24 protein-coding genes and 1 pseudogene are annotated in these 24,992 nt (G+C 72.6%); 8 read left to right on the plus strand and 17 right to left on the minus strand.

The features are described 5' to 3' along the window. The 8 genes and pseudogenes from ABZ809_RS32315 to ABZ809_RS32350 form a co-directional block, all read right to left on the minus strand. Positions 1–94: pseudogene (locus tag ABZ809_RS32315) on the minus strand (ATP-binding protein); the annotation flags it as partial. 352 nt (positions 95–446) lie between these two features. Continuing rightward, complete coding sequence (locus ABZ809_RS32320) at positions 447–929, minus strand: hypothetical protein (protein WP_357566439.1); 483 nt, start codon at positions 927–929, stop codon at positions 447–449. A gap of 102 nt (positions 930–1,031) precedes the next feature. Next, the gene (locus ABZ809_RS32325; protein WP_357566440.1) at positions 1,032–1,205 is read right to left on the minus strand and encodes a hypothetical protein; all 174 of its coding nucleotides are present in this window, start codon (positions 1,203–1,205) and stop codon (positions 1,032–1,034) included. Further along, a complete protein-coding gene (locus tag ABZ809_RS32330) occupies positions 1,202–2,137 on the minus strand; it encodes a peptidoglycan-binding protein (RefSeq protein WP_357566441.1) in 936 nt (311 codons plus the stop codon). Before ABZ809_RS32330 ends, ABZ809_RS32325 begins: the two co-directional genes overlap by 4 nt. Further along, a complete protein-coding gene (locus ABZ809_RS32335) occupies positions 2,134–2,682 on the minus strand; it encodes a hypothetical protein (protein WP_357566442.1) in 549 nt (182 codons plus the stop codon). Before ABZ809_RS32335 ends, ABZ809_RS32330 begins: the two co-directional genes overlap by 4 nt. Next, positions 2,679–3,266, minus strand: coding sequence for a MauE/DoxX family redox-associated membrane protein (locus ABZ809_RS32340; RefSeq protein WP_357566443.1), 588 nt, complete (start codon positions 3,264–3,266; stop codon positions 2,679–2,681). Before ABZ809_RS32340 ends, ABZ809_RS32335 begins: the two co-directional genes overlap by 4 nt. A gap of 6 nt (positions 3,267–3,272) precedes the next feature. Beyond that, on the minus strand, positions 3,273–3,884 hold the full coding sequence (locus tag ABZ809_RS32345) for a hypothetical protein (RefSeq protein WP_357566444.1): 612 nt from the start codon (positions 3,882–3,884) through the stop codon (positions 3,273–3,275). 271 nt (positions 3,885–4,155) lie between these two features. Further along, positions 4,156–7,530 (minus strand): CARDB domain-containing protein, encoded by a 3,375-nt coding sequence (locus ABZ809_RS32350; protein WP_357566445.1) that lies wholly within the window; start codon positions 7,528–7,530, stop codon positions 4,156–4,158. Between the two features lie 450 nt (positions 7,531–7,980). Here ABZ809_RS32350 and ABZ809_RS32355 point away from each other — a divergent pair, with 450 nt between their 5' ends. The 3 genes from ABZ809_RS32355 to ABZ809_RS32365 all read left to right on the plus strand — a co-directional run bounded on the left by ABZ809_RS32355 (position 7,981) and on the right by ABZ809_RS32365 (position 9,108). Further along, complete coding sequence (locus ABZ809_RS32355; RefSeq protein WP_357566446.1) at positions 7,981–8,265, plus strand: hypothetical protein; 285 nt, start codon at positions 7,981–7,983, stop codon at positions 8,263–8,265. A 100-nt stretch (positions 8,266–8,365) separates the two neighbouring features. Beyond that, on the plus strand, positions 8,366–8,791 hold the full coding sequence (locus tag ABZ809_RS32360; protein ID WP_357566471.1) for a S8 family serine peptidase: 426 nt from the start codon (positions 8,366–8,368) through the stop codon (positions 8,789–8,791). Beyond that, on the plus strand, positions 8,746–9,108 hold the full coding sequence (locus ABZ809_RS32365; protein WP_357566447.1) for a S8 family serine peptidase: 363 nt from the start codon (positions 8,746–8,748) through the stop codon (positions 9,106–9,108). Before ABZ809_RS32360 ends, ABZ809_RS32365 begins: the two co-directional genes overlap by 46 nt. Positions 9,109–9,175: 67 nt before the next feature. Here ABZ809_RS32365 and ABZ809_RS32370 read toward each other — a convergent pair whose 3' ends face one another. Then, a complete protein-coding gene (locus tag ABZ809_RS32370; protein ID WP_357566448.1) occupies positions 9,176–9,568 on the minus strand; it encodes a hypothetical protein in 393 nt (130 codons plus the stop codon). 239 nt (positions 9,569–9,807) lie between these two features. On the opposite strand from ABZ809_RS32370, the gene ABZ809_RS32375 reads away from it, so the two are divergent. After that, on the plus strand, positions 9,808–11,085 hold the full coding sequence (locus ABZ809_RS32375) for a sensor histidine kinase (protein ID WP_357566449.1): 1,278 nt from the start codon (positions 9,808–9,810) through the stop codon (positions 11,083–11,085). Here ABZ809_RS32375 and ABZ809_RS32380 read toward each other — a convergent pair. Beyond that, on the minus strand, positions 11,064–11,783 hold the full coding sequence (locus ABZ809_RS32380; protein WP_357566450.1) for a response regulator transcription factor: 720 nt from the start codon (positions 11,781–11,783) through the stop codon (positions 11,064–11,066). The two genes, ABZ809_RS32375 and ABZ809_RS32380, sit on opposite strands and share 22 nt — an antisense overlap. A gap of 305 nt (positions 11,784–12,088) precedes the next feature. Between ABZ809_RS32380 and ABZ809_RS32385 the strand changes: the two genes are divergently transcribed. Together ABZ809_RS32385 and ABZ809_RS32390 are read left to right on the plus strand one after the other, a co-directional pair. Beyond that, a complete protein-coding gene (locus ABZ809_RS32385; RefSeq protein WP_357566451.1) occupies positions 12,089–13,348 on the plus strand; it encodes an ATP-binding protein in 1,260 nt (419 codons plus the stop codon). Next, on the plus strand, positions 13,345–14,583 hold the full coding sequence (locus tag ABZ809_RS32390) for a S8 family serine peptidase (protein WP_357566452.1): 1,239 nt from the start codon (positions 13,345–13,347) through the stop codon (positions 14,581–14,583). Before ABZ809_RS32385 ends, ABZ809_RS32390 begins: the two co-directional genes overlap by 4 nt. A gap of 25 nt (positions 14,584–14,608) precedes the next feature. On the opposite strand, the gene ABZ809_RS32395 is transcribed toward ABZ809_RS32390, so the two are convergent. The 7 genes from ABZ809_RS32395 to eccCa form a co-directional block, all read right to left on the minus strand. Further along, positions 14,609–15,013, minus strand: a complete 405-nt coding sequence (locus ABZ809_RS32395; protein ID WP_357566453.1) for a hypothetical protein — start codon at positions 15,011–15,013, stop codon at positions 14,609–14,611. Then, entirely contained in the window at positions 15,010–16,329 is a 1,320-nt protein-coding gene (locus tag ABZ809_RS32400; RefSeq protein WP_357566454.1) for an alpha/beta hydrolase, read from the minus strand. Before ABZ809_RS32400 ends, ABZ809_RS32395 begins: the two co-directional genes overlap by 4 nt. Continuing rightward, positions 16,320–17,597, minus strand: coding sequence for a WXG100 family type VII secretion target (locus ABZ809_RS32405; protein ID WP_357566455.1), 1,278 nt, complete (start codon positions 17,595–17,597; stop codon positions 16,320–16,322). The genes ABZ809_RS32400 and ABZ809_RS32405 overlap by 10 nt, the downstream gene beginning before the upstream one ends. A gap of 4 nt (positions 17,598–17,601) precedes the next feature. Next, positions 17,602–17,925 (minus strand): hypothetical protein, encoded by a 324-nt coding sequence (locus ABZ809_RS32410; RefSeq protein WP_357566456.1) that lies wholly within the window; start codon positions 17,923–17,925, stop codon positions 17,602–17,604. Between the two features lie 121 nt (positions 17,926–18,046). Continuing rightward, positions 18,047–18,349 carry a WXG100 family type VII secretion target gene (locus ABZ809_RS32415; protein ID WP_357566457.1) on the minus strand — a complete coding sequence of 101 codons (303 nt, stop codon included), beginning with the start codon at positions 18,347–18,349 and terminating at the stop codon, positions 18,047–18,049. Between the two features lie 25 nt (positions 18,350–18,374). Continuing rightward, positions 18,375–18,725, minus strand: a complete 351-nt coding sequence (locus ABZ809_RS32420; RefSeq protein ID WP_357566458.1) for a hypothetical protein — start codon at positions 18,723–18,725, stop codon at positions 18,375–18,377. Positions 18,726–18,916: 191 nt separating this feature from the next. Continuing rightward, positions 18,917–22,879, minus strand: a complete 3,963-nt coding sequence (gene eccCa, locus ABZ809_RS32425) for a type VII secretion protein EccCa (protein ID WP_357566459.1) — start codon at positions 22,877–22,879, stop codon at positions 18,917–18,919. Positions 22,880–23,078: 199 nt separating this feature from the next. On the opposite strand from eccCa, the gene ABZ809_RS32430 reads away from it, so the two are divergent. Then, on the plus strand, positions 23,079–23,840 hold the full coding sequence (locus tag ABZ809_RS32430; RefSeq protein WP_357566460.1) for a WXG100 family type VII secretion target: 762 nt from the start codon (positions 23,079–23,081) through the stop codon (positions 23,838–23,840). A gap of 33 nt (positions 23,841–23,873) precedes the next feature. Then, on the plus strand, positions 23,874–24,989 hold the full coding sequence (locus ABZ809_RS32435; RefSeq protein WP_357566461.1) for a hypothetical protein: 1,116 nt from the start codon (positions 23,874–23,876) through the stop codon (positions 24,987–24,989). Positions 24,990–24,992: the final 3 nt, after the last annotated feature.

The raw sequence follows: 24,992 nt of genomic DNA on the forward strand, positions 1-24,992 counted from the left end.
CCAGCGCCTCGCGGACCTCCTCCAGCTCGTACTGCGGCGCGCCGTCGAAACGGTTCAGGGCCACGACGTACGGCAGCCTGCGGTTCTCGAAGTAGGCCTCGCCGTCGCACCGGCGGCGTCGACGGCCGGCGGCGCCGCCGTGGTCGTCGGGATCGGCTCAGGCCTGTTCGGCACCCACATCGGGCCGCTGATCCTGGCGGGCGCCCCGGCGAGCCACCTGGCCCGCGTGCAGTCGGTTCTCGTGCTGGCGCAGGGCGTGCCCCTGCTGCTCACCAACAACGCGCTCGGCACGCTGACCGACGCGACCGCCGCGAGCACGATCCTCGTCGGGTGCGCCGTCGGCCTGACCGTGGCGGCCGTGCTCGCGTCGACGTCGCCCACGCTTCGCCGGGCGGAGCCGGCGCGCAACCGCCCCGCCGCGACGGGGCAGCCGCACGCCGGGGATGTCAGAGCTGCCGTACGCTCAGCAGGCCGAGGGCGACGACGAGCACGACGGCCGCCGTGACGGTGATCGTCCGGAGCCGTACCCGCAGGTCGATGTCCCACCCGTCACCGGTGCCGGCGGCGCGGCGGGTCAGCGGCGTGAACGCGCGCCCGACCCCGAATCCGAACCCGGCGAGCAGCGCGACGTGCAGGTGCTGACCGCCGAGGAGAAGCGCGGACGCCAGCACGTACGGGGCACTCGCCGAGACGTAGGTGCGAACCCCCGTGCCCATCTCGAAGCCGAACTGGAGCGACCCGCGCCGGATGTTGCGCTGCAGCACGTCCTGCGGGACCTGCCTGGCGTTCTGCGGCAGCCGGATCGAGACCAGGCCCAGCTCGCGGAGCAGGCCCAGCACCGCCACCACCACGATGGCCGCGTACCGCCACGGGGCGGGCAGGGGAGCGGACAGCCCGGAGAACAACCCCAGCACCAACCCGCTGAGCATGCCGCCGAGGATCAACCCCGTGACGAACAGGCCGAGGACGACGCTCTGCCGATTTCGATCCCGCCACCCGGGCGAGGCCAGCGCGTGCGCGCTGTTGTGCGTTCAAACGGAGCCGGAGAGGGTGTACCCGGCCAGGCCGCCGATCATCGCCCAGGTGAGCACGTGCCCGTACGCGGCCGCGGCGAGCGCACCGAGGCTGAACAGCAGGAAGGGCACCAGCGGATCGGTGCCCCACCGGCGTACCGCCCGGACGGGCTCCGGTAGCGCTCGGGTCATACGGCTGCGCCGGTCAGCGTCCGCCAGGAGTTGCCCCCGATGATCCCGTCGACCGTCAGCCCGTTCGCCCGTTGGAAGTCGCGGGCCGCGCTGTCGGTCGCCGGGCCGAACTCCCCGTCGACCACCAGCGCGTAGCCGCGCCTGTTCAGCTGGCGCTGGGCGGCACGGACGCCCTCGCCGGTGCTCCCGGAGCGGACGGTGGTCACGAGCGCCGGCCAGGTGGTCGCGTTGACGATGCCGGTGACCCCGAGGCCGGCCGCCGTCTGGAAGCTGCGCACCTTCGCCTCGGTGTCGCTACCGAAGATCCCGTCGATGTCGGTCGCGTGTCCCCGCAGGGTCAGCAGGTGCTGCACGGTGTAGACGTTCACCCCGGTGTTGGTCCGCTGGGTGGTGGGCCAGGTGGCCGTGCCCAGGCAGCCGCACTTGGTGTTCCACCGGCAGATCGACTTGACCCAGCCCGAGCTCGTCTTCCGGAACCCGTCGTGGCACCGGCGCTCCACCGAGCAGGTGCAGGCGCCGCACGCCCCGTTGTAGGCCCAGAGCCAACCGTCGTACGTCCCGCCGTAGCACTCGTTCGGCCGCAGGATCCAGGTGACGCCGTCGTTCTTGTGGAACCCGGTGTACGTCCCGCTGGTGTTGCAGGAGTCGGCGAAGATCGTGCTCGGGCCGCATCCCGGCGAGCAGTTGTGGTCGCTGGCGTACGTCGGACAGCTGGCCAGGATCGTGTAACCGTCGGCGTACGCGCGACGGGCCGCCGGGAAGACGCTGAGCGCCGCCATCCCCACCGCGGTGCCCGCCTGGAGCAGGGTGCGTCGCGACAGTTCCCAGCCCCCGCGCTTGCGGCCACCGGGCCGCACTGGCACGCGCCGGACGGCCGGTCCCGTCCCCGGGTCGGTTCCGCGCAGCCAGGGCACGGCGTCGAGAGTGGTCATGCCCGACCTCCCTGATTCGTGGCGACCGCCGCTGCGGGGCCGCCGGTTGGATTACCGAGGTCGTCGAGCAGGCGGCGCAGGGCCGCGCGGGAGCCGAGCGGCCCCGCGCCGAGCACCTGACCGGCCGGGTCGACGATGGTGGCGAAGGGGGTGGCGAGGGCGTCGTACCGCTCGAACAGCTCGGCCTGCTCGCCGAGTACGGTGATCGGCAGCGCCGCCGCCTCCGCCGAGGGGGCGCCCCGGTAGAGGACCCGGAACTCCAGGTCGGGCCGGCCGACGTGGCTGTTCGCCTCGGCCAGCACCTCGCCGCAGGTCCCGCAGTCGGGGTCCAGGAAGAGCAGCACGAGCGGCACCGTCGGTGTCGCCGGCGCGAGCTGGGCGAATCCGGGGGCCGCCGCTCCGCGTTGCAGCCCGGCCGAGGGGGGACGACGCTGGACGGCCCCGCTCGACAGCGCGTGCACCTGGCGTACCAGGCCCGAGACCGTGAGAGCCAGCAGGAGGATCGCGACCCAGCTCAGGATCAGCGCGCTGGTCTGGAAGCTCATCCGGGCAGGCCTCTCTGTGTGATGCGGATGATCCGGTGGTTCGGGGGGCGCGTGGCGGTCGTTGCGGTCGGGTCGTACATCGCGGCGGGCAGGTGCCACAGCAGCGCGGTGAACGTGACGGCGGCCAGCAGCACGACGGTGAGTGACGAGTCGGCGCGGTCGGGCGGAATGACCGAGCCGGACAGGACGAGTGCGACAAGTGCCAGCCCGGCGAGGATCGCCGCCCGGGCCACCACCCATCCGGTCATCGGTAGCTCGATCCGGGAGCACCCGCACGACCCGGTGCGCCCGGTCGACATCAGGTGCAGGCCGTAGCCGGCGTACAGGCCGAGCAGCACGGCGCCGCCGACGAGGACCGCGACGAGCAGGGCCCCGTTGTCGCGGAACAGCGCCACGACGCCGGTGCCGGCGAGCAGGCCCTCGCTCGCGATGACGAGCGCGGCGACCGCGCCCGGCGCCGGAAGCACCCGGTGCGCGGCCAACGCCTCGGTGAGCGTGGCCGGCCGGGACAGGTGCTCGGCGGTCGCGACGAGCAGCGTGAGCAGGACGGTGTACGCCGCCACGCTGCCGAGCAGTTCGGCCACGGCGGCCTACCTGGCTGTCTGGACGCGGAGCTGGTCCAGCAGCGTGGGCACCTGTTCCACGTCCGTGCCGGTGAACGGCACCAGGCTGAGCCAGGCGTCGGGCGCGGCCAGGACGAAGTAGGGCTGGCCGTCGGGGAGCACGTCCCGGAACAGCTCACCCGCCTGCGTCTTGTGGCCCCGCCAGGTGGGCAGTTGCCCGATCCGCTCCTTGGTCAGCGGTGCCATCTCCAGCAGGCCGAGCCCGGGGATCTCCTTGAGCACGGTGGCCGGTGCGGCGAACTCGGCGCCGAGCTTCGCGACCGGGTGCAGGGTCAGGCCGTCGTCGTGCTCCTCGATGCGCATGGTCCGCAACACGCCGAGCAGGTCGGCGGTCGTCGCGTCGTACATCTCGGTGAAGAAGCAGTGCCGCGGCCCGCGCCAGACCACGACGAGCCGTTCCTCGGTCAGCTGGATCTGCGGGTCGTAGGCCCGGGTGCGCGCGGTCAGCAGCGTGCCACCCTGGTAGGAGAGTTCCTCGTCGAACGTCTCGACGCCGAGCGTGCGGGCCACGTCGTCCGCGAGCCCCGCCGAGCCGGCGGTGAACTCGTGCAGTCGGCCGCCGATCGTCACGTCGGCCACGGACGTGGACGGTGCGCTGAGATCGAGTGAACCGTCGAGCCTGAACCGGCCCGCGTCGATCGCCCGATGTGTCACCGGCGTCCCTGCGGCTGCCATCCGACCCCCCTCCGCCCCGTGTTGGCACTTAACACCGGGGACCATATATGGACATGTAAATATTTGACAAGGTCGACCGATGGTGTCGGGGTGATGACCTGTGGTGCGTGCCCCGCGACGCGGGACGCCTCCGTGGTGGCCCGGGGACGTCCCGCGTCGACGGTGTGTGCGAGGGTCAGTTCCCGGTGAAGGTGAAGGTGGAGCCGGGTTGCTTCACGATGTCGCCGTCGGCGGAGTTGGTGACGGTGACGTTGGTCAGGACGGCGTTGCCGCGAGCGCCGCTCATGGCGAGGATGCCGGCGCCGTTGTTCGACTTGTCGATCTTCACGTTGGTGATCGCGACGTTCGGCATGTTGCCGCCGCCGTTCTTGAACTGGATGCCGTCGTAGGTCGAGTCGTGGATCTCCGTGTCCCGGATGGTGACGCCGGTGATGTCCGTCGTCGCCGGGAACAGCGTGATCGCCCCGAATTCCTGGTCCTCGTTCCAGAACACGCCGCCGCACCGGTGCAGCGCGTTGTTGGCGATCAGCGTGGTGCCGGAGAACGGGAGCGGGCTGTGGTCGGTCGCCAGCATGATGCCGGGGTAGTTCATCGTGTCGGCGATCAGGTTGTTCTCGATCGTGTTGTTGTAGCCGCCGTAGATCGCGATGCCGTTCGCCCGCCAGGGCAGCTGGATGGTGTTGTTCAGGAACCGGTTGTCGTGTCCGACGTCCACGCTGGTGTCCTTCACCCGCGGGTTGGCCCAGACGGCCAGGGCGTCGTCACCGGTGGTGCGGAACGACGAGTTGAACACCCGGGAGTTGCGCGTGCCGTTGGAGAAGTTGACGCCGTCGGCGTACGTGTTGCGGATCCGCATGCCGGTGAACTCGAGCCCGTCGCCGGGGTTCCAGTAGGCGGGCGTGTCGGAGTAGTCCCGCCCGACCCAGGCGCCGACGTTGACGTGCTCGATCCACACGTTGCTGATCTTCGTGTTCTTGCCGAACCGCCCGTTCAGCCCGTGCCCCCGGTTGGCGCGGTTGGTCGTCATGCCGAAGATGGCGACGTCGGAGATCTGGGTGTTGTCGTCGATGTCGAAACCGACGTTGCCCTCGTGCGGGTGGTTGATGTTGCCCACCACGTTCTGCGGTTCGGTCTGGGTGTAGAGCTGTGCGTGCCACATTCCCGCGCCACGGATCGTGACGTTCCGGATCCCCCGCTGGTTGTACTGCCCACGGTTCGGGTCCGGCGACAGGATCTTCTGCTCCTGCCGCCACTGCCCGGCGGGGATCCAGACACAGCTGATCACGCCGTTCTGGTCGTCGGTCACGGCCCGCTGGATGGCGGCGCTGTCGTCGATCCCGTCGTTCGGGATCGCGCCGTAGGCGGTGATGGAGGTGCACTCGGCCGGCTTGCTGGCCGGGGGAGCCACCTGCTCCAGGTCGACGAGGTCGATGATGTAGAACGACGCGGTGTCGGTCGCGTCCCGCTGCAGCTTGAACCTGGTCCCGGCGGGCCAGGACTGCGACAGCAGGGCGTGCGACTCGTCGAACAGCCGCCGGGCGTCGGCCTGCGGCGTGTTGGACAGCGACTCGGTGTCGTCGGTGGTGCCGTAGAGCCAGCTGTTGCGCGACGAGAGCGTCAACTTCTGGGCGAAGACGTCGTTGACGTAGAGGCTGATGCTGGCGGTGATGCCGCCCCCGCCCGGCGCGTCGGGGATGGAGTTGCGTACCACGATGGAGTTCGCCGGGTTGGTCGAGGTGAACTCGACGAACTGCCCGGTGCTGTTCAGCCGCACCGACCTGCGCCCCGAGGACTCGGTGGCGAAGTTGGTGTGCCCGAACGTGCGCAGGGGGTCGGCCTCGAGCAGGGTGCCCTGGTAGCGGGCTGCCTCGGCCTCGTACTCGACCCACGGCGCGGCCGCACCCCGGCCGACCACGATCGCCTGGGAGAACGAGTTGTTGGACTCGTTGGTCTCGGCGACGACGTTGGTGGCGTCGGCGGCGGCGGTGATGGTCGCGCCGCCGGCGGTGGCGGTCCAGCTTCCGGCGACCGCCACGTTGACCGTCGCGCCGGCGCCCACGGCGGCGGTGTTGGCGTTCAGGGTCGTGCCGCCCACCGTCAGCCGGGTCACGGAGGCGGTGGAGGTGGCGGTGATGCCGCGGTTGCGCACCGCGACGGTGAAGGTGACCGCGGCCCCGACGGCGGGGTTGGTCGGGTTGGGGGTGATGCCGACGACCTGGAGGTCGGGGCCGGGGGCCTGGGTGACGACAAGTGGCGTGGCCGCCGTGAAGCTGTTGTTGTCGTTGTTCTGCTCGGCGACCGTGTCGGCCGGGTCCACCACCGCGGTCACGCTGTGGCTGCCCATCGACTGCGTGCCGATGTTGGCCGTGACGGTGGTCGAGGCGCCGGCGGCGAGCGCGGCGACGGGGGCGTTGCCCACCACGGTGCCACCGAGCCTGAAGTCCACAGTGGTCGCGCCGGCGGCCGCGGTGCCCGCGTTCCGCACCGTGGCCGACAGGGTGATCGGGGTGGCCTCGCTCGGCGTCGCGGGGCTCCAGCTCGTCGCGGTCACGACGAGGTCGGGGTTCGGGGCCCACGATCCCCGCACCAGGAGGTCCGCGACCTGCCCGCCGGGCGCGCCGGTGTTGCTCAGGAACTTCAGCTGTACGTCCGCCACCCGGCCGGTGACCGGAATCGTCACGGAGTTCTGGTTGCCGGCCGGGCTGAAGGCGTGGTTGGTCGGGGCGGTCAGCGCGGTGTAGCCGGTGGCGCCCTGTGCGCGGCCCAGGATCTGGAGGTTCTGCGTGCGGGCGCCCCAGACCGGGTCCGGGTTGAGCTTGACCACGATCGCGGTGACGTCGGCGGCGGCGCCGAGCTTGACCGTCAGGGTCGACGGGAAGCCGGCGGACTCCCAGTAGGAGGTGGGGCTGCTGTCGGTGGCGTTGGCCGCGACGAAGGAGTGGACCGACGAGGACGCCTCGATCGGGCGGCCCGTGGCCAGGTTGGTGCCGCCCGGGTCGCCGGGGCCGCCGGGCTCGCCGCCCTGGCCGTCGACGCCGTAGATCTCGAACTCGGAGATCTGGGCGGCGGGCCAGCCGGTGTTGCCCGTGACGGTCAGCCGGACGTGGCGGACGGCCGCGGCGGTGAAGTCGATGGTGACGGTGTTGGCCGACGCCGGGTCGAACACCCGCCCGGCTGACGCGGCGAGCGTGCTGAAGGTGCTCCCGTTGGTGCTGCCCTGCACCGCGATGGTCTGCGTGCGGGCGCCCCAGGCGGTCGAGGGCGGAAGCTTCAGCTTCACCTGGTCGATGTTGACGCTGCCGCCGAGATCGATCTGGATCCACTGCGGGAACGCGTTCGACGGGCTCTCCCAGTACGTGTTCTGGTTGCCGTCGTTGACGTTGGCCGCGACGTAGACGTCGGCGTGTCCGCTGGCCGAGACCGACTTGCCGGCCGCCAGGTTGGGACCGCCGGCGGCGAGCGCCGGGGTGGGCGAGACCGCCGCCAGGCCGAGCAGGCTGGCCGCGAGCAGACCGCTGAGCAGTCGTCGGCTGAGTTTCCTTCTTGTCATGGCGTCCCTGTTCTGTGAGGTCGGCAGTGGAGCCCGCGGCGCGGACAGCGGCGGCCGGCGGCAGGGGGAGCGTGTCGAGATGTTGCGGGCACATCGCTAGCTTCTTGCGCGTAGATGTCGACTTCTTTCGCGCGAAGACCGTCAATGTTTCAGATGGGTCACCGGTTCGTCAACGGTTGGCGTGCGCGGGGCGGCCGCCCCCGGTCGGTCGCGGGCGCCGTCGGCCGCGGCGCGGGGCGGGGCGGGCGTGCGGGCGTCCGGCAGGAGTGGGCAACGATGGTCACAAATTCTCCGACTCGATAACCAGCCCCTCAAACAATGGCAACGATCGATATACGGGTTCTCCCTGGCGTGGTCGGTGCGCGGTTCTCCGGTGGCCTTCGCCGAGGCGGATCGCGCTAGCCGTACCGCAATCAGCGGCACGGAAAACGGCCAGGAAAAGGAGCCGCAGTGAATGCCGACCCGCCGGTGAGGCGTCGCCTCATCACCCTCCTGAGCGGCGTCGCCGTCACCAGCACGCTGCTCGCCGCCCTCGGCAACCCGGCGACGGCGGCTCCGGCCACCGGGACCGTGCTCGGCGCGTCCAGCCCGGACGCGGTGGACGGCAGCTACATCGTCGTGCTCAAGGACGGCCAGCAGTTCGACACCGCCACCACGGACCGGCTCACCTCCCGGTACGGCGGCACGGTGGCCCGGTCTTCGGCCGTTCGGTGCACGGCTACGCCGCGAAGCTGAGCCCGGCGGCCGCCCAGCGCCTCGCCGCCGACCCCGCCGTCAGCTACGTCGAGCAGGACCGGCGGGTGCGGACGACGGCCACCCAGGTCAACCCGCACTCCTGGGACCTCGACCGGATCGACCAGCGCAACCTGCCGCTCAACCGGTCCTTCACCTACGGGGCCGGCACCGGCGTGCGCATCTACGTGATCGACACCGGGGTGCGCGTCAGCCACCAGGACTTCGCGGCCGCGCGTCGCACGGTTACGACGCCGTCGACAACGACTACAACGCCGACGACGGCAACGGCCACGGCACGTTCGTCGCCTCGGTCGCCGCGGGTAACGCCTACGGCGTGGCGAAGAACGCCAGCATCGTCGGCGTGCGGGTGCTCGACAACAACGGTTCCGGCACCACCGCCGGCGTCGTCGCCGGCATCGACCGGGTCACCGCCACCGCGGTCCGTCCCGCCGTGGCCAACCTCAGCCTCGGTGGCGGCGTGTGCCCGCCACCGGCACGTCGCCCGCCCGGGTCGGCGAGGCGCTGACCATCGGCGCCACCGACCGCACCGACACCCGTCCCACCTGGTCCAACCACGGCACCGCGCTGGACCTCTTCGCGCCCGGCGTCGACATCACCGCCGCCTGGCGGACCAACGACTCCGCCACGTACACCGGCAGCGGCACGTCCTTCTCCGCCCCGCACGTCGCCGGCGCCGCCGCGATCTACCTGAGGAACAACCCGACCGCGAGCCCGGCGACGGTGAACGCGGCGGTGGTGGCCGCGGCCACGCCCAACGTCGTCATCAACCCCGGTGCGGGCTCGCCCAACCGGTTGCTCCACATCAACACCCTGGGAAGCTGACCGTCTCCTCCGAAAGCGACAGGTGATCCGTGCCGGTTCCGGCACGGATCACCTGTCACCGCTGTCCCTAGCCGAAGATCCTGACGGTATTCCCGCAGGTGGCCAGGCCGCTGGCGTTGTCCACGCACTCTCTCGCGTTGATGAAGGAGACGTTGGGGGCGAAGCTGTACGTCATGGTGACTGTCGTGTTCGCGCCGTCGTTGTTGAAGAAGTCCTCACGACGCACGCCGCCGTCGCTGTAGCCGGCCGCGAGCGACACACTCGCGTTCTTGCTGTTCGCAACGGTGTCCTTGACGTTCACCTCCACATACAGACGACCGCTGGCGCCCCACCACCAGGTGCCGTGGACCCAGGCCCCGGTGACGTCCGCAGGGGTGTTGCTCAGGGTCCAGGTGGTGACCGCCTGCGCGGGGGTCGGGGAAATGGCAACCACACTGATCAGAGCGGCGGTTCCTGCCACGAAAGCCGTGGTAATTCGGCGCGCAATCATTTCAACTCCCAGGGCGACTGATGTGAAGGGAACGCTACTGTCGACACGGTCGCCCCACATCGCCTGGATGATTGAGTCCTTTCTGCGACTCCTGCGGTACCCGAGACGGGGTGGAATACCGCCCTGGGTGGAGAGTGACAGGGCGTAGGCGGCTCAGGTCGCTCACCGGTCGTACCGTCGGCTGCCCGGCGGCGCACTACGATCTGCGGGTGCGCAACGGCGACTGGCGGCAGCGTCTGTTCGATGTGCCCTCGACGGTCGCCGACGGCACGCTCGCAGCCGGGATCGTCGTGGTCACCTCGTGGCTGGGACGCGACTACCAGTTGCCCGGGTTCCGGGAGTTCGACGGCGCGGCCCTGGCCTTGACCTGCCTGGCCAACGTTCCGCTCGCGCTGCGTCGGCGGGCCCCGATGCCCGTGCTGCTCACGTCCTGCGCCGCGGTGGTCTGGTTCCTCACCCTCGGCTACGTGCCCAGCCTGAACCTCTTCGGGCCGCTGCTCGCGATGTATACCGTGGCCGCGACGCATTCGACCCTGACGACTCTGCTGGGGGCCGCGGCAACGGCCGCGGTGGTGTTCTACAGCGGTGTGGTGATCGAGGTCTACACGCCCTGGGCGGCACTCGCCCAGGCGTTGGTGGCAGTGCTGGTCGCCTGGTTGTTCGGGACCGGGGTGCGACGGCTGGCCGACCGTAACCGGCGGTTGCTCGTCCTGACCGAGGAACTGCGTCGGGAACGGGAAGGCCGGGCTCGCAGCGCGGTCGTGGCGGAGCGGGTGCGGATCGCCCGCGAGCTGCACGACGTCGTTGCCCACCACATGTCGGTGATATCGGTGCATGCCGGTCTGGCCCGATACGTGCTGTCCGCCGATCCCGAGACGACGGGCAAGGCGTTGGACACCATCGCCGGCACCAGTCGCGAGGCGTTGGAGGAGATGCGCCGGATGCTCGACCTGCTCAGGATTCCCGATGCCGATCAGCAGAGCGGGCCTCGGGCGGACGATCCCGCACCAGGGCTGAACCGGCTCGAGGAACTGGCCGAGCGGGTCCGAGCCACCGGCGTGCGGGTAGCGGTGGTGGTCGCTGGCGCGCGGTGTCCGTTGCCGCCGGGGGCCGACCTCTGTGCCTACCGGTTCGTGCAGGAGTCGCTGACCAACGTCCTCAAGCATGCGCGAAACGCCGACGTCACCGTGCGGCTCGACTACTGCCGACCGGGACACCTGACCATCCGAGTCTCCGACAACGGGCCGGGGCCCGCGTCCGGGCCGGTGACCGGCCACGGTGTCGTCGGCATGCGCGAGCGGGCACGGCTCTACGGCGGGAGCGTGCACATCGGCACCGGCCCGGAGGGTGGCTTCGCCGTCACGCTCGCACTGCCGACCGGAGTCGTCTCGGCGGCCGGGAACGAACGGCTCGATCCGCCGTCGCCCGAGCAGTCCGCCGACGGCGAGAGATCACAGGCTGACGTTCACCGTTCCCGGCCCGGTTGACCCGACAGTGCCGGCACACCCGCCCCCGGTTGGACCAGGCCGGACTCGTACGCCAGGACGACCGCCTGCGCTCTGCTGGTCAGGTCGAGCTTGGCCATGACCCGGTTTAAATGGGTCTTGACGGTGGACTCGGCGATCACCAGCCGGTCGGCGATGTCCGAGTTGGCCAGGCCCATGCCGACCAGTCGGAGCACCTCGCGCTCACGCCCGGTGAGAACATTGAGTGCGGGCAGGCCGTCGGGTCGGGAGGCGGCCCGGCCGGCGAACGCCTCGATGAGCCGGTGGACGACGCTGGGGGTGAAGAGCATGTCCCCGCCGGCCGCCGTGGTGACGGCGGCAAGCAGGCGTTGCGGCGGGGTGTCCTTGAGCAAGAAACCGCTGGCACCGGCCCGGAGCGCCTCATAGACGTACTCGTCGATGTCGAACGTGGTCAGCACGAGGACGCGGGGCGGATCGTCGCCGGCTGCGGCGATGATTTCGCGGGTGGCGGCGATGCCCCCGATACCCGGCATGCGGATGTCCATCAGGACCACCTGGGGCCGGGTCGCGGCGGCCACCGCCACCGCTTCGCTGCCGTCGGCGGCCTCGCCCACCACGGAGATGCCAGGGGCGGCCCGGAGCAGGGCGACCAGGCCGGCGCGGATCAGAATCTGGTCATCGACGACGAGGACCTCGACCGACCGACTGATGCTGGGCATGAGGCTCCCGTCCTTGAGCGGTCCGACGCTGGGCGCCGGGAGATGGTGAGCCTACGGCCTGGGGCGTCAGGGGCTCGTGGCCGCCGCGCGGAGCCTCGATCCGGGTGGGTGCGGCTCGAACCCGCGATCGTGGTCCGAAAGCCACTCGGCGTCGATCTGGGTCAATGGCGGTCGGGTCTTGCTTGAAAGGTCGCATGTCGGGAAAACTGGCCACGATCCGCGTATGGGCCAGTCGCGACGCGCGGTCTGATGTGGACAAGGAGAGCTGACACGTGGGCGTTGGTCGGCGCGGCACGGGAGGGCCCGTGACAGTCGACAGTGCCGCCACGCCGGGCATGATGTTCGCGCTGCTGACCCGTGCCGTCATGGCGGGAGTCAGGTCACCGCGCCTGCGCCCGACGTGGATGACGCTGGCCCCCGCGCAGGGTCTTCCGCTCGGCGGCGGCGCCGGTGCCGTGCTGCACCGTCAGACCTCGCGGTGCCTGCTGCTCGGTGCTCTGGCGTACCGGGTGGGTGTCCTGCCCGTCGCCCTGGGGCTGCTCGTGGTGCGCGGGGACCCGGTGGCCCTGGTGACTCTCCTGCCGGTCGCGGCCCTGCTGCTGGCCGGCAACGTCGCGGCGATCGTCACGGTCCACCGGCAGCCGGAGGTCGACCTCGAACGGGCGCGCGTGGTCGTCCTGGTCGACCTCGCCGTGGCGTACGCGGTGAACGTGGCGGCGAGCGCGGTGGCGCCGCACACCGAGGTGTTCTGGCCGTACCTGGCCGGTGCCGTGGTCCTGGTGACCGGGGCCTACGGGCTGGTGGGTGGCGTGCTCGCGGTGCTGCTGTCGACGCCCGCGCAACTGACGATGGCCGCCTTTGGCGCCGCCGCCGACAGGGGGGCGCTCGCCGGGCGGGCCGGATGGCTCGGGCTGGCGGTGGTGGTCGCGCTGGCGGTGCTCGTGATCTGCGGGCTGAGCCTGCACCTGGCCATGTCGTACGGGATCCGGGCCGGTCGGGAGGCCGAGCGGGTCCGGTGGCTGCGGTCGCTGCACGACACGGTGTTGCAGACCATGGAGGCGATCGCCCTGCACCACGCGACGGACGAGACCGCGCCGGCGGCACGGCTCGCCGAGGCGCGGGCCGCCGCCCGGGGCCAGGCCGCCCGCCTGCGGCGGATGCTCGACGATTCCGGTGGCGGCGACAACCCGCTCGCCAGCGGGCTGGCCGAACTGGTCGAGGAACTTGCGGGACGCGGGCTGCGGGTGGAGTTGGCGGTGGCCGCGGGTGCCGGTAGCCGGATGGCCGGCCCGGACCGGGACGCGGTCCTCGGCGGGGTGCGGGAGGCTCTGGGCAACGTGGTCAAGCACGCCGGCATCGGCGACGCGGTGGTCCGCGCCGCCGAGGAGAGCAGCGCCCTGGTCGTGGTGGTCCGTGACCACGGTTGCGGCTTCGACGTCGTCGGCCGACCCGGGTTCGGCATCCGGGAGTCGATCGTGGCCCGGTTGCGCGAGGTCGGCGGCAAGGCGACCGTGGAGTCCTGGCCCGGCCGTGGCACCCGGGTGACGCTGCGGGTGCCGGCATGATCCGGGTGGATCGGCCCGGGCGTGGCGTCGGCGCGACGGCACGGTCCGGCCCGCGACCCGTGCGCGCCGTGCTGGCGGGCGTCGTCGGCGCGCTGGCCGGGACGCTGCCGGTGGCTGCCGTGCCGGCCGGCCACGCCGCCCCGGCGGGGTGCGCCAAGCCGGTGGGGGTGCACACCGCCGGCAACCCGTGGGCGTCGGAACTGCTCGGGCCACGCCGGGTGTGGCCACTGAGCACGGGGTCCGGGGTGCGGGTCGCGGTGCTCGGCACCGGCGTCGACGCCCGCAACGCACAGTTTCGCCCGGGTCAGGTCGAGGCCGGCCGGGACGTCCTGGCCAACCGCCGCGGGGCCACCGACGACTGCGACGGCCGGGGCACGTTCGCCGCCGGCCTGATCGCCGCCCGGCCACACGACGACACGACCTTCGCCGGCCTGGCACCCGGCGTGTCCGTGCTCCCGGTTCGTTACACCCAGACCACCCGGCAGGGCGACGGGGCCGTCGACCCCGGCCGGCTCGCCGCCGCCATCGACTTCGCGGTCACCGCCCGAGCCCGGGTGATCTACGTGGTGCTGCCGGCGACCAGGATCACCGCCCAGTTGCGGGCCGCCACCGCCCGGGCGGTCGAGGCCGACATCGTGGTGGTGTCGCCGGCCCACTCCGGCGCGCGGACCGGGGGCGCGACCAGCTATCCCACCGCGTTGCCCGGGGTGCTGGCCGTCGGTGCGTTCGGGCCGGACGGCGCGGTGACCTCCACCGGGTCCGGCGACCACGTCGGGGTGGCCGCCCCGGGTAGGCAACTGCTGAGCCTCTCCGCCGGAACGGACGGTCGGCTCGGCCACTCGCCCACGGTCGACAATCCCGTCTTCGCGGCGGCGTACGTGGCGGGCACGGCCGCGCTGCTGCGGTCGTACCGGCCGGAGCTCACGGCCGCCGAGGTGGTGCGGCGGATCGAGTCGACCGCGCACCGGACCGCGTTCGAAGGGCGGCACCCGCAGCTCGGTTGGGGAATGGTGGACCCGTACCGGGCGGTGGCCGCCGAGGGCGTCGAGGAACCGCCGGGGCCCGTGGGCGCGGGCGCACGGCCGGTCGCCGCAGCCCGGGCGGATCCCGGTGCCCAGGTGGACCCGTGGGTGCTCCCGCTGGCGGTGGCGGGGCTCGTGGCGGCGCTGCTGCTCGGGATCGGTACGGCCGTGGCGCGCCGGGGCCGGGCCCGCGGCTGGCGACCCGGCGGCTGACCGGCCGACCCCTGACCCGTCGGTGCTACGGCACCTCGGTGGGGACGCAGCGGCTGGAACCACCCACCACCACGTCGCCGGTGCCGTCCCGGGAGATGTGCACGCCGAGGTTGGTCCCGTCCCGCTGGAACTGGTAGGCCACCTCGGCCTCGCCGCTGCGGTCGGTGGCCCGCCAGCCCTCCGCGTTCAGCGCCGGCACCACCTCGGTCAGCAGGATCTCGGCGGCGCCGGGCGGGGCGGCAACGCGGAGGTTGTATTCCCAGCGCACCGACTCGCTCGGCACCCCGGCCGGCCGGAACGGGTCGCAGTCGAGCTGCTCGTCACGGCTGACCCGGACGTCGTCGCCGAACCGTGCGGCGACCTCGTCCAGGATCGCCCGCAGCGGCTCGGCCACGGCCGCCAGCGGCGCGAAGTCGATCGGCTCGGTCACGGCACCGACGGTACCGTCACCAGCGGGCCGCCGGTGAACACCTGGTAGATGTTCCACCACGCGTCACTGTGGTAGGTCAGCACGTCGGAGTGCGCGGAGACGCCCTCCAGCGGCCGGCCGTCGGCGTAGTTGCCGGTCTCCAGCCGGACCACTCCCGGGAACTCGTCGGGGTCGGCTCCGTGCCCCCAGTTGCCGATGTTGACGTCCCGGACCCACGCGATCGGATCGCCCGGCGCGGTCATCGAGTATCGCTGCACGTCGGGCTGGACGGGACGCAGGTCCTCCGGGCCGTCCACGTGGTGGCCCATGCCGGCCGACTCGATGTGCAGGACCCGGTCGGCGTCCAGCCCGTACTGCTCGGCGGTGCCGACCACCGCGCCACCGTACGAGTGGCCGGCGAAGGTGACCTGCACGTCGTTGCCGCCCGCGGCGGAACCGGCGATCTCGGCACGTAGTTGGCCGGAGAAGTCGGCGAGTCTGGGCCCGAGGACGTCGGCGTAGCTGGCCGACGGCGCCTGCGGGAACAGGTTGGACGGCAGGTCGCCGTCCATCCACACGACCATGGCCAGGTCCCGCCGGGGTGCCGCGTCGACGAAGCCGACCGCGGCGTCGTGGTACCGCTCGAAGTTGGCCAGCTCGGCGGTGGTGCCGGGGACGAACACCCCGACGTTGCGGGTGTCGGCGGTGATGTCGCCGACCAACTCGACCATCGACCCGTCGCCGGACGGGTCGAACGAGAGGATCTTGCGGTGTTCGGCGATGACGCTCTCGTACAGGTCGATGCGCGCCTGCGACCGTTCGATGGTCTCGCGCAGCTGGTGGTCGAGCGCCGGGTCCCCGGTGAGCTGGGCCCGGTAGCCGGCGAGCCGCTGCTGTTCGGCGGACAACTCGGCCGTGACGGCCGACCGGTTGGCCGCGATCCGGGCGCCGAACGGGGCGGTGCCGGCGGGCGCGGCGGCCCGGGCGGCGGTCAGCGTGGTGCCGCCCGTCAACGAGCCCAGCAGCTGCTGGAACGCCTGGCTCGCCTGCGTGTCACCCCGCCGGTAGTTGGCCACCGTGGCGGTCACCCCGGTGGCCAGCCGCCGGGTCTGCGTCGCCGCCGCCGCCAGCTCGGTGCTGCTGAGCTGGAGGCTGTTGCCGTGCGCCTGCATGGCCCGTTGGGACTGCGGCACCAACCCGAACGCGTTGCCGTCGACGGCCGGGGTGGCGAGCTGCCCGCGAATGGTGTGCAGCCGCTCGGCGTTCCCGGTGAGCTCGGCCGCCGCGGCGTCCAGCGCGCCCGGAACGGCCCGGAAACCGGCGGCGGTCACCTCCACGACCGGGCTCCGGGCTGGTCCGCCTCGGGATCCTCGCCGATCACGGCCGGCGTCACCACCGACTGCTCGCCCCACACGTCCTCGGTCTCGACCAACCAGGGCGGGATGCGCCGGCCGCCGGCGGCCTCGCCCCCGCCCATCGGGGCGTACGGCATCGCCGGCATGAAGCCGCCGGCCATGCCCTTCGCCGCGGCCACCCCGGCGGCGGTACCCGCCGCTCCGGCGAGCCCGCTCGCCGCCGGGCCGCCGGCCTGACCTGCCAGGGACTGGTTGCCCACCGGCGACAGGTCGGCGCCGCCGCCTCCGCCGACGCCTCCGCCGCCACCCGCACCGCCGGCGGAGATCCGGGCGCCGCCGCCGGCGGCCCGGTCGTCGGCGGTCGGAACCCGGGCGACGTCCTTCTTCTCGTCCTTCGGTTTGGCCCCCAGCGCGGGCGGCACGTTGGTGAACCGACCGCCGAGCGCGGCGGCGGCCGCGGCCAACCCGGCGGTGAACATCGTGCCGAAGAGCGGTCGGGCCGGGGCTGCCGGTGGCGGCCCGTCCGGGTCGTTCGGGTCGGTCGGGGCCGGGTCGACAGGCGTCGCGACCGGTTCGCCGGGCGGCGGCACCGGCGGGAGGGCGGGCGTGACCGGCGGCGGCTCCTCGATCGGCGTGCCGGTGGTCGGCCGGGACGCGGCGCTCGGCGTGACCGGCATCGAGTCCTCGGTGGTCACGTACTCGGTGGCGAGGGTGGACATCACCTGCACCGCCTGCTGGTGCGCCGCGTTCGAGGCGGTCTGGGCCTGCTGCTGGGCGCGTACCTCGGCGGTCGCCTCGGCCTGGTGCTGACGGAGCGCGTCGACCGTGCTGGGCGGCGTGTCCGCGGGCACGATGAGGGGCGTCGTCGCGGCGGCGATGACGGAGGGGGCGAGCTCGGGCACCGCGACCGGGGCGGGCATCGCCTTCTGGGCCGTGCCGAGCGCCTCGGCGGACGAGTGGGCCAGGTCCCGTACGGAGAACGCGGTGTTGGCCACCTGCCGGATTCCCGAGGTCAGGTCGTTGATCATCGTCTGGTACTGCCGGGCGGCGCCGCCGTCCCACCACTGCTCGAACTCGCGGAGCTGCCGTTCGATGTCGCCGGCGCGCTCGTGCAGCGCGGCGCCGACGGCCGCCCAGCTCTCCGCAGCCCCGGACGCCGTCTCCGGTTTCCCGGCGTGCAGCATCTGGACCAGTTGGTGATGGCTGTACTGGCTGAAGTCGGTGCGTGCCCGACCGCGTCCTCGCGGCATCGTGTCAGTCCCTTCCGTGGCCGCGGAAGGACGTGGCGACGCCGATGTCGTGGTCGGCGTACCCGTCCGCGATCATGCGGGTCACGTCGTTGGCGAAGGCGATCGCCTCCCGCACGGTGTGCAGCAGTTCGTGCATCTGCTCGGCGGCGGCCCGGTGCCGGTCGACCAGCGACGCCGCCTCACCGAACTCGCCGAGCAGTACCGGCTGGACGCGCAACTGGCCGAGGCCGTCGGTCGGCCTGCGCATCGCCTCCAGTTGGTCTTCCAACTCGCGGGCGAACGCCAGCAGCGATTCGAGGTGGACCCGGAACGACTCCTCTTGGGGCATCGTCGCGCTCTCCTGTCTCGGAGCCCGGCTGAGAACAACGCCGGCCGGCGGCCAGCGGGGGCGGCGGCGCCGGGTGCGGGCGGACACCGCCCCCACCCGGCGCCGCCGCCGGTCGCCCTACTCAGGCGAAGAAGCTGGTGTTCCGGTTTTCCAGTGCCAGCTGGGTGTCGTGCGCCTCGTGCACCTTGCCGGAGAACTGGCCGATCACCGCGATGATGTCGGCCAGCGCCGCCCGCAGCCGCGTCTCGGACTGCTCCGCGGCCCCACCAGCGGCGCTGCCGGAGGCGTACCAGGTCTGCTTGATCGGGGCCAGGCTGCTCTGCAACTGGTCCATGTGGCCGTTGAGCGCCTGCGCCTTGACCTGAAGCGAGTCGGCGGCGGCCCGCAACGCGGCGAATTCGACGTTGATCACATCGGCGGTCATCTCACATCACCCCTTCCGGGCAGGTCTAGGCACCGGCCAGTCGACTGAGTACGGGACTGCCCTCGCCCACGGCGCCGGAGAGGCCCCGCAGGGAGTCGGCGGCCGCCACGTCACCGGTGTTGTAGTTGCGGAAGCTCTCGTTCACCAGACCGGACATGGTCTGCAGCTCACGCGATGCGGTCCGCATGCTCTCCTGCAGCCGGGTCTGCAGCTGCCAGAAAGCGGTGGCCTGGTTACCGGCGTACCGGCTCAGTACCGATACGAGTTCGCTCTCCAGCTCGGACATGGTCCGAGCCGCGTTGGTGGCGGCTTCGTCGAACCCGCTGACCGCTCGCGTCATCGCGGCGGCATCGCTCTGGTATCCGGGACTGGCCACGTCGGGTCACCTCCTCTTGCCGAGTCGCGCGCCGACTCGCGGCGCCGTACACGCTGGGGATGCTATGCAGTCGTCACCCATCGTTAGTACGGCACAAGTACCCGTCGCGTACACGGCACTATTACCCACACGGCGTCCGTGCCCGGTCGATCGGCCACCCGCCGCCGGCCGCCCGTCGGGGGTGCACGGAGTCACTGTGGACCGTTGTCCGCACCGCTCTGCGCCCAGGCGACCTGCACCAGCGAGACCCCCGTGCGCCGGTCCACCAACTGCCCGCGTCCGGGTGGTTGTTTGCTGGGCTTGACGTCGGCCAGCAGCGCGCCCTCGTCCCGGGAACCGGACAGCAGCAGACCGGGCGTCGCCAGGTCGCGCAGCCGCTGCACGACCGGCTCGAAGAGGCTCCGGCCGGCGCCGCCGGACCGGCGGGTGACGACCAGGTGCAGGCCGACGTCCTTGGCCTGGGGGAGGAAGTCCAGCAGGGGCGCGAGCGGGTTGCGGCTCGGTGACACCACCAGGTCGTAGTCGTCGACGAGGATGAACAGCTCGGGGCCCGTCCACCAGCTCCGGTCGCGCAACTGGGCGGCGGTCAGCTCCGGCCCGGGCAGCCGCCGCCGCAGCCCTTCGGCGGCCTCGACGACGAGCTGCGTGAGCACCGGCTCGCTGCCGGCGTAGCCGAGCAGGTGCCCGCCGGTGACGGCGTCCAGCAGCCCGCGCCGGTAGTCGGCGACGATGACGGCGGCGTCGGCCACCGGGTAGCGGGTCGTGATCTGCTGGGCGATCACCCGCAGCAGGCCCGTCTTGCCGGACTCCACGTCGCCGAACGCGATGAAGTGCGGGTCGGCGTCGAAGTCCACATAGGCCGGCCCCAGATCCGCCTCGGCCAGCCCGATCGGGATCCGCCGGTCGCCGGGGTCCGGGCCGGGCAGGTCGGCGGCCGGTACCAGCCGGGGCAGCAGCCGCACCTGGGGCGCACGCGGGCCGCGCCAACTCGCCTCCACCTGCTTGACCAGGTCGCTCGCGCCGTCCGGCAGGTCGGCCACGGAGGTGCGGCCGTCGATGCGGGGCAGCCCGCCGAGGAAGTGCAGCTTCTCGGCCGTGAGCCCGCGCCCCGGCGTGCCCTTCGGCACGCTGGCCGCGGCCCGCCGGTCGTACGCCGAGTCGGCCGGGTCGCCGAGGCGCAACTCGACGTGGGTGCCGATCAGGTCGCGCAGCGCCGGCCGGATCTCCATCGCCCGGTTGGCGGACAGGACGACGTGCAGGCCGAACCCCAAACCGCGGGCGGCGAGGGTGGTGACGGACTCGTCCAGCGGCTCGAACTCCTGGCGCAGGGTCATCCAGCCGTCGACGACCAGGAACACGTCGCCGAAGTTGCGCCCGTCCGGGCTGGGCGGGGGCCGGCGGCGGAAGTCGGCGACCGAGTCGATGCCGTGCGCGGCGAACGACCGCTCCCGCTCGGCCAGCAGACCGGTCAGCTCGGCGATGATCCGGCGGACCCGTTCGGTGTCCAGCCGGTTGGCGTAGCCGCTGACGTGGGGCAGGCCGGACAGGCTGGCCAGGCCGCCGCCGCCGAAGTCGAGCAGGAAGAACTGCGCCTCGGCCGGTGTGTGGGTGAGCGCCAGCGCGGTCACCAGGGTGCGCAGCAGGGTGCTCTTGCCGCTCTGCGGCGCGCCGAGCACGAGCGCGTGCCCGGCCGCCCCGGAAAGCTGGGTCCACAGCAGATCCCGGCGCTGCTCGAACGGCTTGTCCACCACCCCGAGCGGCACGGTGAGCTGGCCGTTGCCGGCCCAGCCGACCGGGGTCAGGCCGCGCAGCGGGTCGATGCCCAGCGGCGGCAGCAGTTGGTCGAGGGCGGGCGGCTCGGCCAGCGGCGGCAGCCAGATCTGGTGCGCGGCGGGCCCGTTGCCGAGCAGCCGGCCGATCATCGCGCTCAGCACCGTCTCGCCGGTGGTCGCGGCGGTGCCGGGGCCGCTCGCCGGTGCCGGCTCGCCCACCGGGTCGGTCAGGGCCAGCGGGGCGAGCCCGAACGGCAGGACCCGTCGCCCGTACGGGATCTCCTCGGCCACCGCCGCCGTCTGCTCGGGCGGCAGCTCGCCGGAGACGTACGCGGCCTTGAACCGTTGCAGGGTGCTGGTGTCCCACTTCAGGTACGCCGAGCCCGGCACCGACGGCAGTTCGTACGCGTCGGACACCCCGAGCACCGCCCGGCTTTCTGCGGCGGAGAACGTGCGCAGCCCGATCCGGTAGCTGAGGTGGCTGTCCAGGCCACGCAGACGACCCTCCTCCAGCCGCTGCGAGGCGAGCATCAGGTGCACGCCGAGACTGCGCCCGAGCCGGCCGATCATCACGAACAGGTCGATGAACTCGGGCCGGCTGGACAGCAGCTCGCTGAACTCGTCGATGATCACCAGCAGTGAGGGCATCGGTTGCAGCTCGGCGCCGTCGGTCCGGACCCGCTCGTAGTCGCGTACCGAGGCGTAGTTGCCGGCGGCCCGCAGCAGCTCCTGGCGGCGCACCAGCTCGCCCCGGAGCGCGTCGGCCATCCGGTCGACCAGGGTCAGGTCGGCCGCCAGGTTGGTGATCACGGCGCAGGTGTGCGGCAGGTCGGTCATGCCGGCGAACGTGGCGCCGCCCTTGAAGTCGATGAGTGCGAGGTTGAGCGTCTCCGAGGAGTGCGTGGCGGCGAGCCCGGTGACCAGGGTCCGCAACAGCTCGCTCTTGCCGGAGCCGGTGGCGCCGATGACCAGCCCGTGCGGGCCCATCCCGCCCTCGGCCGACTCCTTGAGGTCCAGGTCGACCGGGCGCCCGTCGGGGTCCACGCCGATCGGGATGCGCAGCCGGTCCCGGGCCGGCCGGGGTCGCCAGGTGACCGCCGGGTCCAGCCGGCGCGGGTCGCCGATGCCGAGCAGGTCGGCCAGGCCGAAGGTGGTGGACAACGGCTGTTCGTTGACCACCGGTGTGCCCGTGTGCAGGGCGGTGAGCTGCCGGGCGACCACCTCGGCACTGGCGACGCTGAGCCGGTCCGGTACGCCGACCAGCGCGACGCCGTCCGGGGTGCGCATGCCGAGCCGCCCCTCCGAGATCATCAGGTCGAGGGTGTCGGCTTGGTCGCCGGGCCCGCCGCCGATCTCGAGGACGGTGGTGCCGGCCAGCCCGCCGGGTGGGTCCAGGCCGGCGTCGGGCAGCGTGCCGGCCCCGTCGAGCAGGATCAGCAGGTGCGGTGCCTCGGGCCTGGCCCCGGGCCGGAACGGGCCCCGGGTCGCCGGGGCGGCCGGATCGTCGGCGAGCAGCGCGGCCAGCTCGGTGAGGGTGGGCGCCGCCAGCCGGGTGGGCCCGCTGGCGTCGGCCCGGCCCGGGTGCACCGCGTGGGGCAGCCACTTCAGCCAGTCCCAGCCGTCCTGCCGGTCCGCGCCGACGCACGCGGCGACGCGCAGGTTGTCCGGCGAGTGGAAGGTGGCCAGGTGGGCCAGGACGGCTCGGGCGAGGTCCAGGACCTCGGGGCGGTCACCGGTCAGGACGACCCGCCGGAACGAGCGCAGCGACACCGCCACCGGCAGCTCGCCGACGGTGGCGTAGGTGCGGATGAAGTGGCGCAGCGAGGTGGACGCGACCGGGTCGAGGTCCTCCAGCGGGGCGGTCTGCGGCGCGCGCAGCGCCGTGGCCAGCCGCTGCGGCCCGGTGCCGACCCGCACCCGGCCGAAGTCGGGATCGGTGCGGGCCCGCTCCCAGAGCCGCTCGGTGCCGGCGAACGACCACAGGTCGGCCGGGTCGGGCAGCGCCGCCAGCGCCGCCTCCCGCTGGCGGACCGCCACCTCCCGCACCTGCCCGCGCAGGCCGCTGAGGTAGCGCAGGTAGTCCCGTCGTTCGTCGTTGATCTGTGCCTTCTTCGAGGCGCCGCCGCGGGACAGGCTCATCACCAGCATGCCGACCATGGCGCTGATGTACAGCGCGCCGAAGATCCAGGTCATCGCCCCGCCGGACCGCCCGATGTAGACGAACGACATGGCGCCCATGCCGAGCATCATCGGCAGCATGAACATCAGCTGCATGCCGCCCTGGCCGCCGCCCCGGGGCAGCGCGGGCGGAGCCTGCAGCATGATCTCTCCGCGCGGTGGTTCGGGCAGCATGGCCCGGCGGCGGAAGGTGTCGACGGACATCCGGCGGTGCCTCCTCGGCCCGGTGGAACCGGTGACGCGTGGTCACTTTGACGGGGCAGGTCGTGGGTAGTTTTGCCGTTTAAGGGCTCGCGCGCACCAACCTACGATGACCCGCAACCATCCGGAAGCCGCCTCGGGCGGCGGAGCTGCCCGGCCCGGCGTGGCGCGGGCCGTGCGATCTGGCGGGAAGGTGCTCACGATGACGACAGGCTCGTCTTACAACGTACGGCCCGACGCCGTACGCGGAGTGGTCGGCAATGTCGTCGGCATTCTGCTCCAGGCGTACAGCACGGTGATGGAACTGGAGCGGCTGACCCTGGCGCCGACGTCGTTCGCGAAGCTCGGCTCGCCGGTCGCGTCGGCGAACATCGCGATGCAGGGGCAGGTCGTCGGCACCATGCGGACGCTCCTGCAACTGCTCCAGGAGGTGAACGACCTGGTGCACCGCAGCGCCAACGACTACGAGGACGCCGACCGGGCGGTCGCCGCCGCGCTGGGCGGATCGGCCGGCGGCACCGGCACGTCCGGCGCGGAGCCCGGCGCCGCCCTGGCCGGCTACGCGGTCAACGACAGCGCGGGCGCCACGGGCGAGCCCGGTTCGGTCGGCAACGTGCTCGACTACCTGGGCCGGGCCGGCCTCGGCGAGCTCTCCGCCCGGCCGCTGACCGAGGTGACCTTCCGCGATGCGCGGGACTTCGCCGACTGGCTCGACCGCAGCCCCGCCAACCAGGAACGGGTCGGCCTGCTCGCGGTCTACTCGGGCAGCGGGCGGGACGTCTCCGGCCTGGTGAACCCCGGCGACGTGGTGGTCGTGCAGCCGTTCACGGGCGACGGCGGCCCGGTGATCGGGGTCGCCGGCGCGAACGGCCAGCTCTACAACCACGGCGCGGTCGGCTCCGCGGCGGAGTTCGGACGCGTCCGGGTCTACCGGCCCATGACGGACGCGACATCGCTGTGGTGAATCCCGACGACGTGACGCCGAGAGAGGTGCGCCGTGCTTGACATCCCCAACTCGGGCGCGATGGATGCCGCCGCCGGCGGACGCGGGCCCGGCACCGTCGCGCTGCCCTCGATCGTGGGCGGCAACCCGGCCGCGATCGTCGCCCACGCCGCGGCGTTGACCAGCCGGGTGGCCCGGCTGGTCACCCTCCTCGCCGACCTGGAGCGGGCCCGCGAGCAGCTCCGTGAGGTGTGGTCCGCCGGATCGGCGAGCGAATCCGTGGTGCAGAAGCTGAACAGGTCCTTCGCCAGCTTCCAGCAGATCATCGAGACCGTGTACGCCGGCATCCGCGAACTGGAGGGCGCCGCCGCCCAACTGACCACCGCGCAGGCGGCGTACCGGGCGGTGGTCGGCGCGGTCAACCCGACGGTCGCCGCGCTGATGTCCAACCCGTACACCCGGGCGGCCGGCCGGGCCCTGGCGGTCAGCACCACCGGCATCCTCAAGGCCTTCCTCACCGGCATCGGCGGCATCCTCACCGCCATCGGCGTGACCAACCTCGGCCAGATCCTGACCGGCCTGGCCACCATCGTCGGCCAGGTCGAGCAGCTGTTCTCGAAGAACAACGACGGCGGTGCGACGCCCGCTCCGGCCCTGCCGGCCGGGAGCACGGGCAACCCCGTGCTCGCGCCCCCACCGATGGCCAGCATCGCCACCGGGGCGGGCCAGGCCGCCCTGGGTGGCGGTTACGGCACCGGCGGCCACGGCATGCCGGCGTTCACCGGCGGGGGCTACCCGGCCGGCGGGTCGATGAGCAGCTACACCCCGTCGGCGCTCGGCACCGACCAGTGGATCGCGGTCCAGCCCGGGCAGTCCTCGCTGCCCGCCGGCGGGGCGCCGGTGACGACGACACCCACCGGCCCGGTGCAGACCCTGCCGATCCCACCGAGCGCGCCGGCCGACGTGCCCCCGCCCGCCCCGGCCCGCAACGGCGGCGACGATGACGGCGACGTGACGGTCACGGCCAGCAAGGGCGACCTGTCGGTGACCGTCGAGGTGCCGGTGGACACCGGGCGCGCGTTCGACATCGAGGTCACCGCCAGCTCCGGCGGGCAGACCGTCGACGCCGACATCAGCGTCGGCGCCGACGGCTCGGTCAAGGTGGACTGACCG

This window comes from Micromonospora sp. NPDC047074, assembly GCF_040643815.1.
Taxonomy (GTDB): Bacteria; Actinomycetota; Actinomycetes; order Mycobacteriales; family Micromonosporaceae; genus Micromonospora.

What these genes read in the sequence shown, in the direction of transcription:
- ABZ809_RS32320 (WP_357566439.1), bottom strand. Translation starts at nt 929, where the DNA reads ATGCTCAGCGGGTTGGTGCTGGGGTTGTTCTCCGGGCTGTCCGCTCCC.
- ABZ809_RS32325 (WP_357566440.1), bottom strand. Translation starts at nt 1,205, where the DNA reads ATGACCCGAGCGCTACCGGAGCCCGTCCGGGCGGTACGCCGGTGGGGC.
- ABZ809_RS32330 (WP_357566441.1), bottom strand. Translation starts at nt 2,137, where the DNA reads ATGACCACTCTCGACGCCGTGCCCTGGCTGCGCGGAACCGACCCGGGG.
- ABZ809_RS32335 (WP_357566442.1), bottom strand. Translation starts at nt 2,682, where the DNA reads ATGAGCTTCCAGACCAGCGCGCTGATCCTGAGCTGGGTCGCGATCCTC.
- ABZ809_RS32350 (WP_357566445.1), bottom strand. Translation starts at nt 7,530, where the DNA reads ATGACAAGAAGGAAACTCAGCCGACGACTGCTCAGCGGTCTGCTCGCG.
- ABZ809_RS32380 (WP_357566450.1), bottom strand. Translation starts at nt 11,783, where the DNA reads ATGCCCAGCATCAGTCGGTCGGTCGAGGTCCTCGTCGTCGATGACCAG.
- ABZ809_RS32390 (WP_357566452.1), top strand. Translation starts at nt 13,345, where the DNA reads ATGATCCGGGTGGATCGGCCCGGGCGTGGCGTCGGCGCGACGGCACGG.
- ABZ809_RS32405 (WP_357566455.1), bottom strand. Translation starts at nt 17,597, where the DNA reads ATGCCGCGAGGACGCGGTCGGGCACGCACCGACTTCAGCCAGTACAGC.
- ABZ809_RS32410 (WP_357566456.1), bottom strand. Translation starts at nt 17,925, where the DNA reads ATGCCCCAAGAGGAGTCGTTCCGGGTCCACCTCGAATCGCTGCTGGCG.
- ABZ809_RS32415 (WP_357566457.1), bottom strand. Translation starts at nt 18,349, where the DNA reads ATGACCGCCGATGTGATCAACGTCGAATTCGCCGCGTTGCGGGCCGCC.
- eccCa (WP_357566459.1), bottom strand. Translation starts at nt 22,879, where the DNA reads ATGTCCGTCGACACCTTCCGCCGCCGGGCCATGCTGCCCGAACCACCG.
- ABZ809_RS32430 (WP_357566460.1), top strand. Translation starts at nt 23,079, where the DNA reads ATGACGACAGGCTCGTCTTACAACGTACGGCCCGACGCCGTACGCGGA.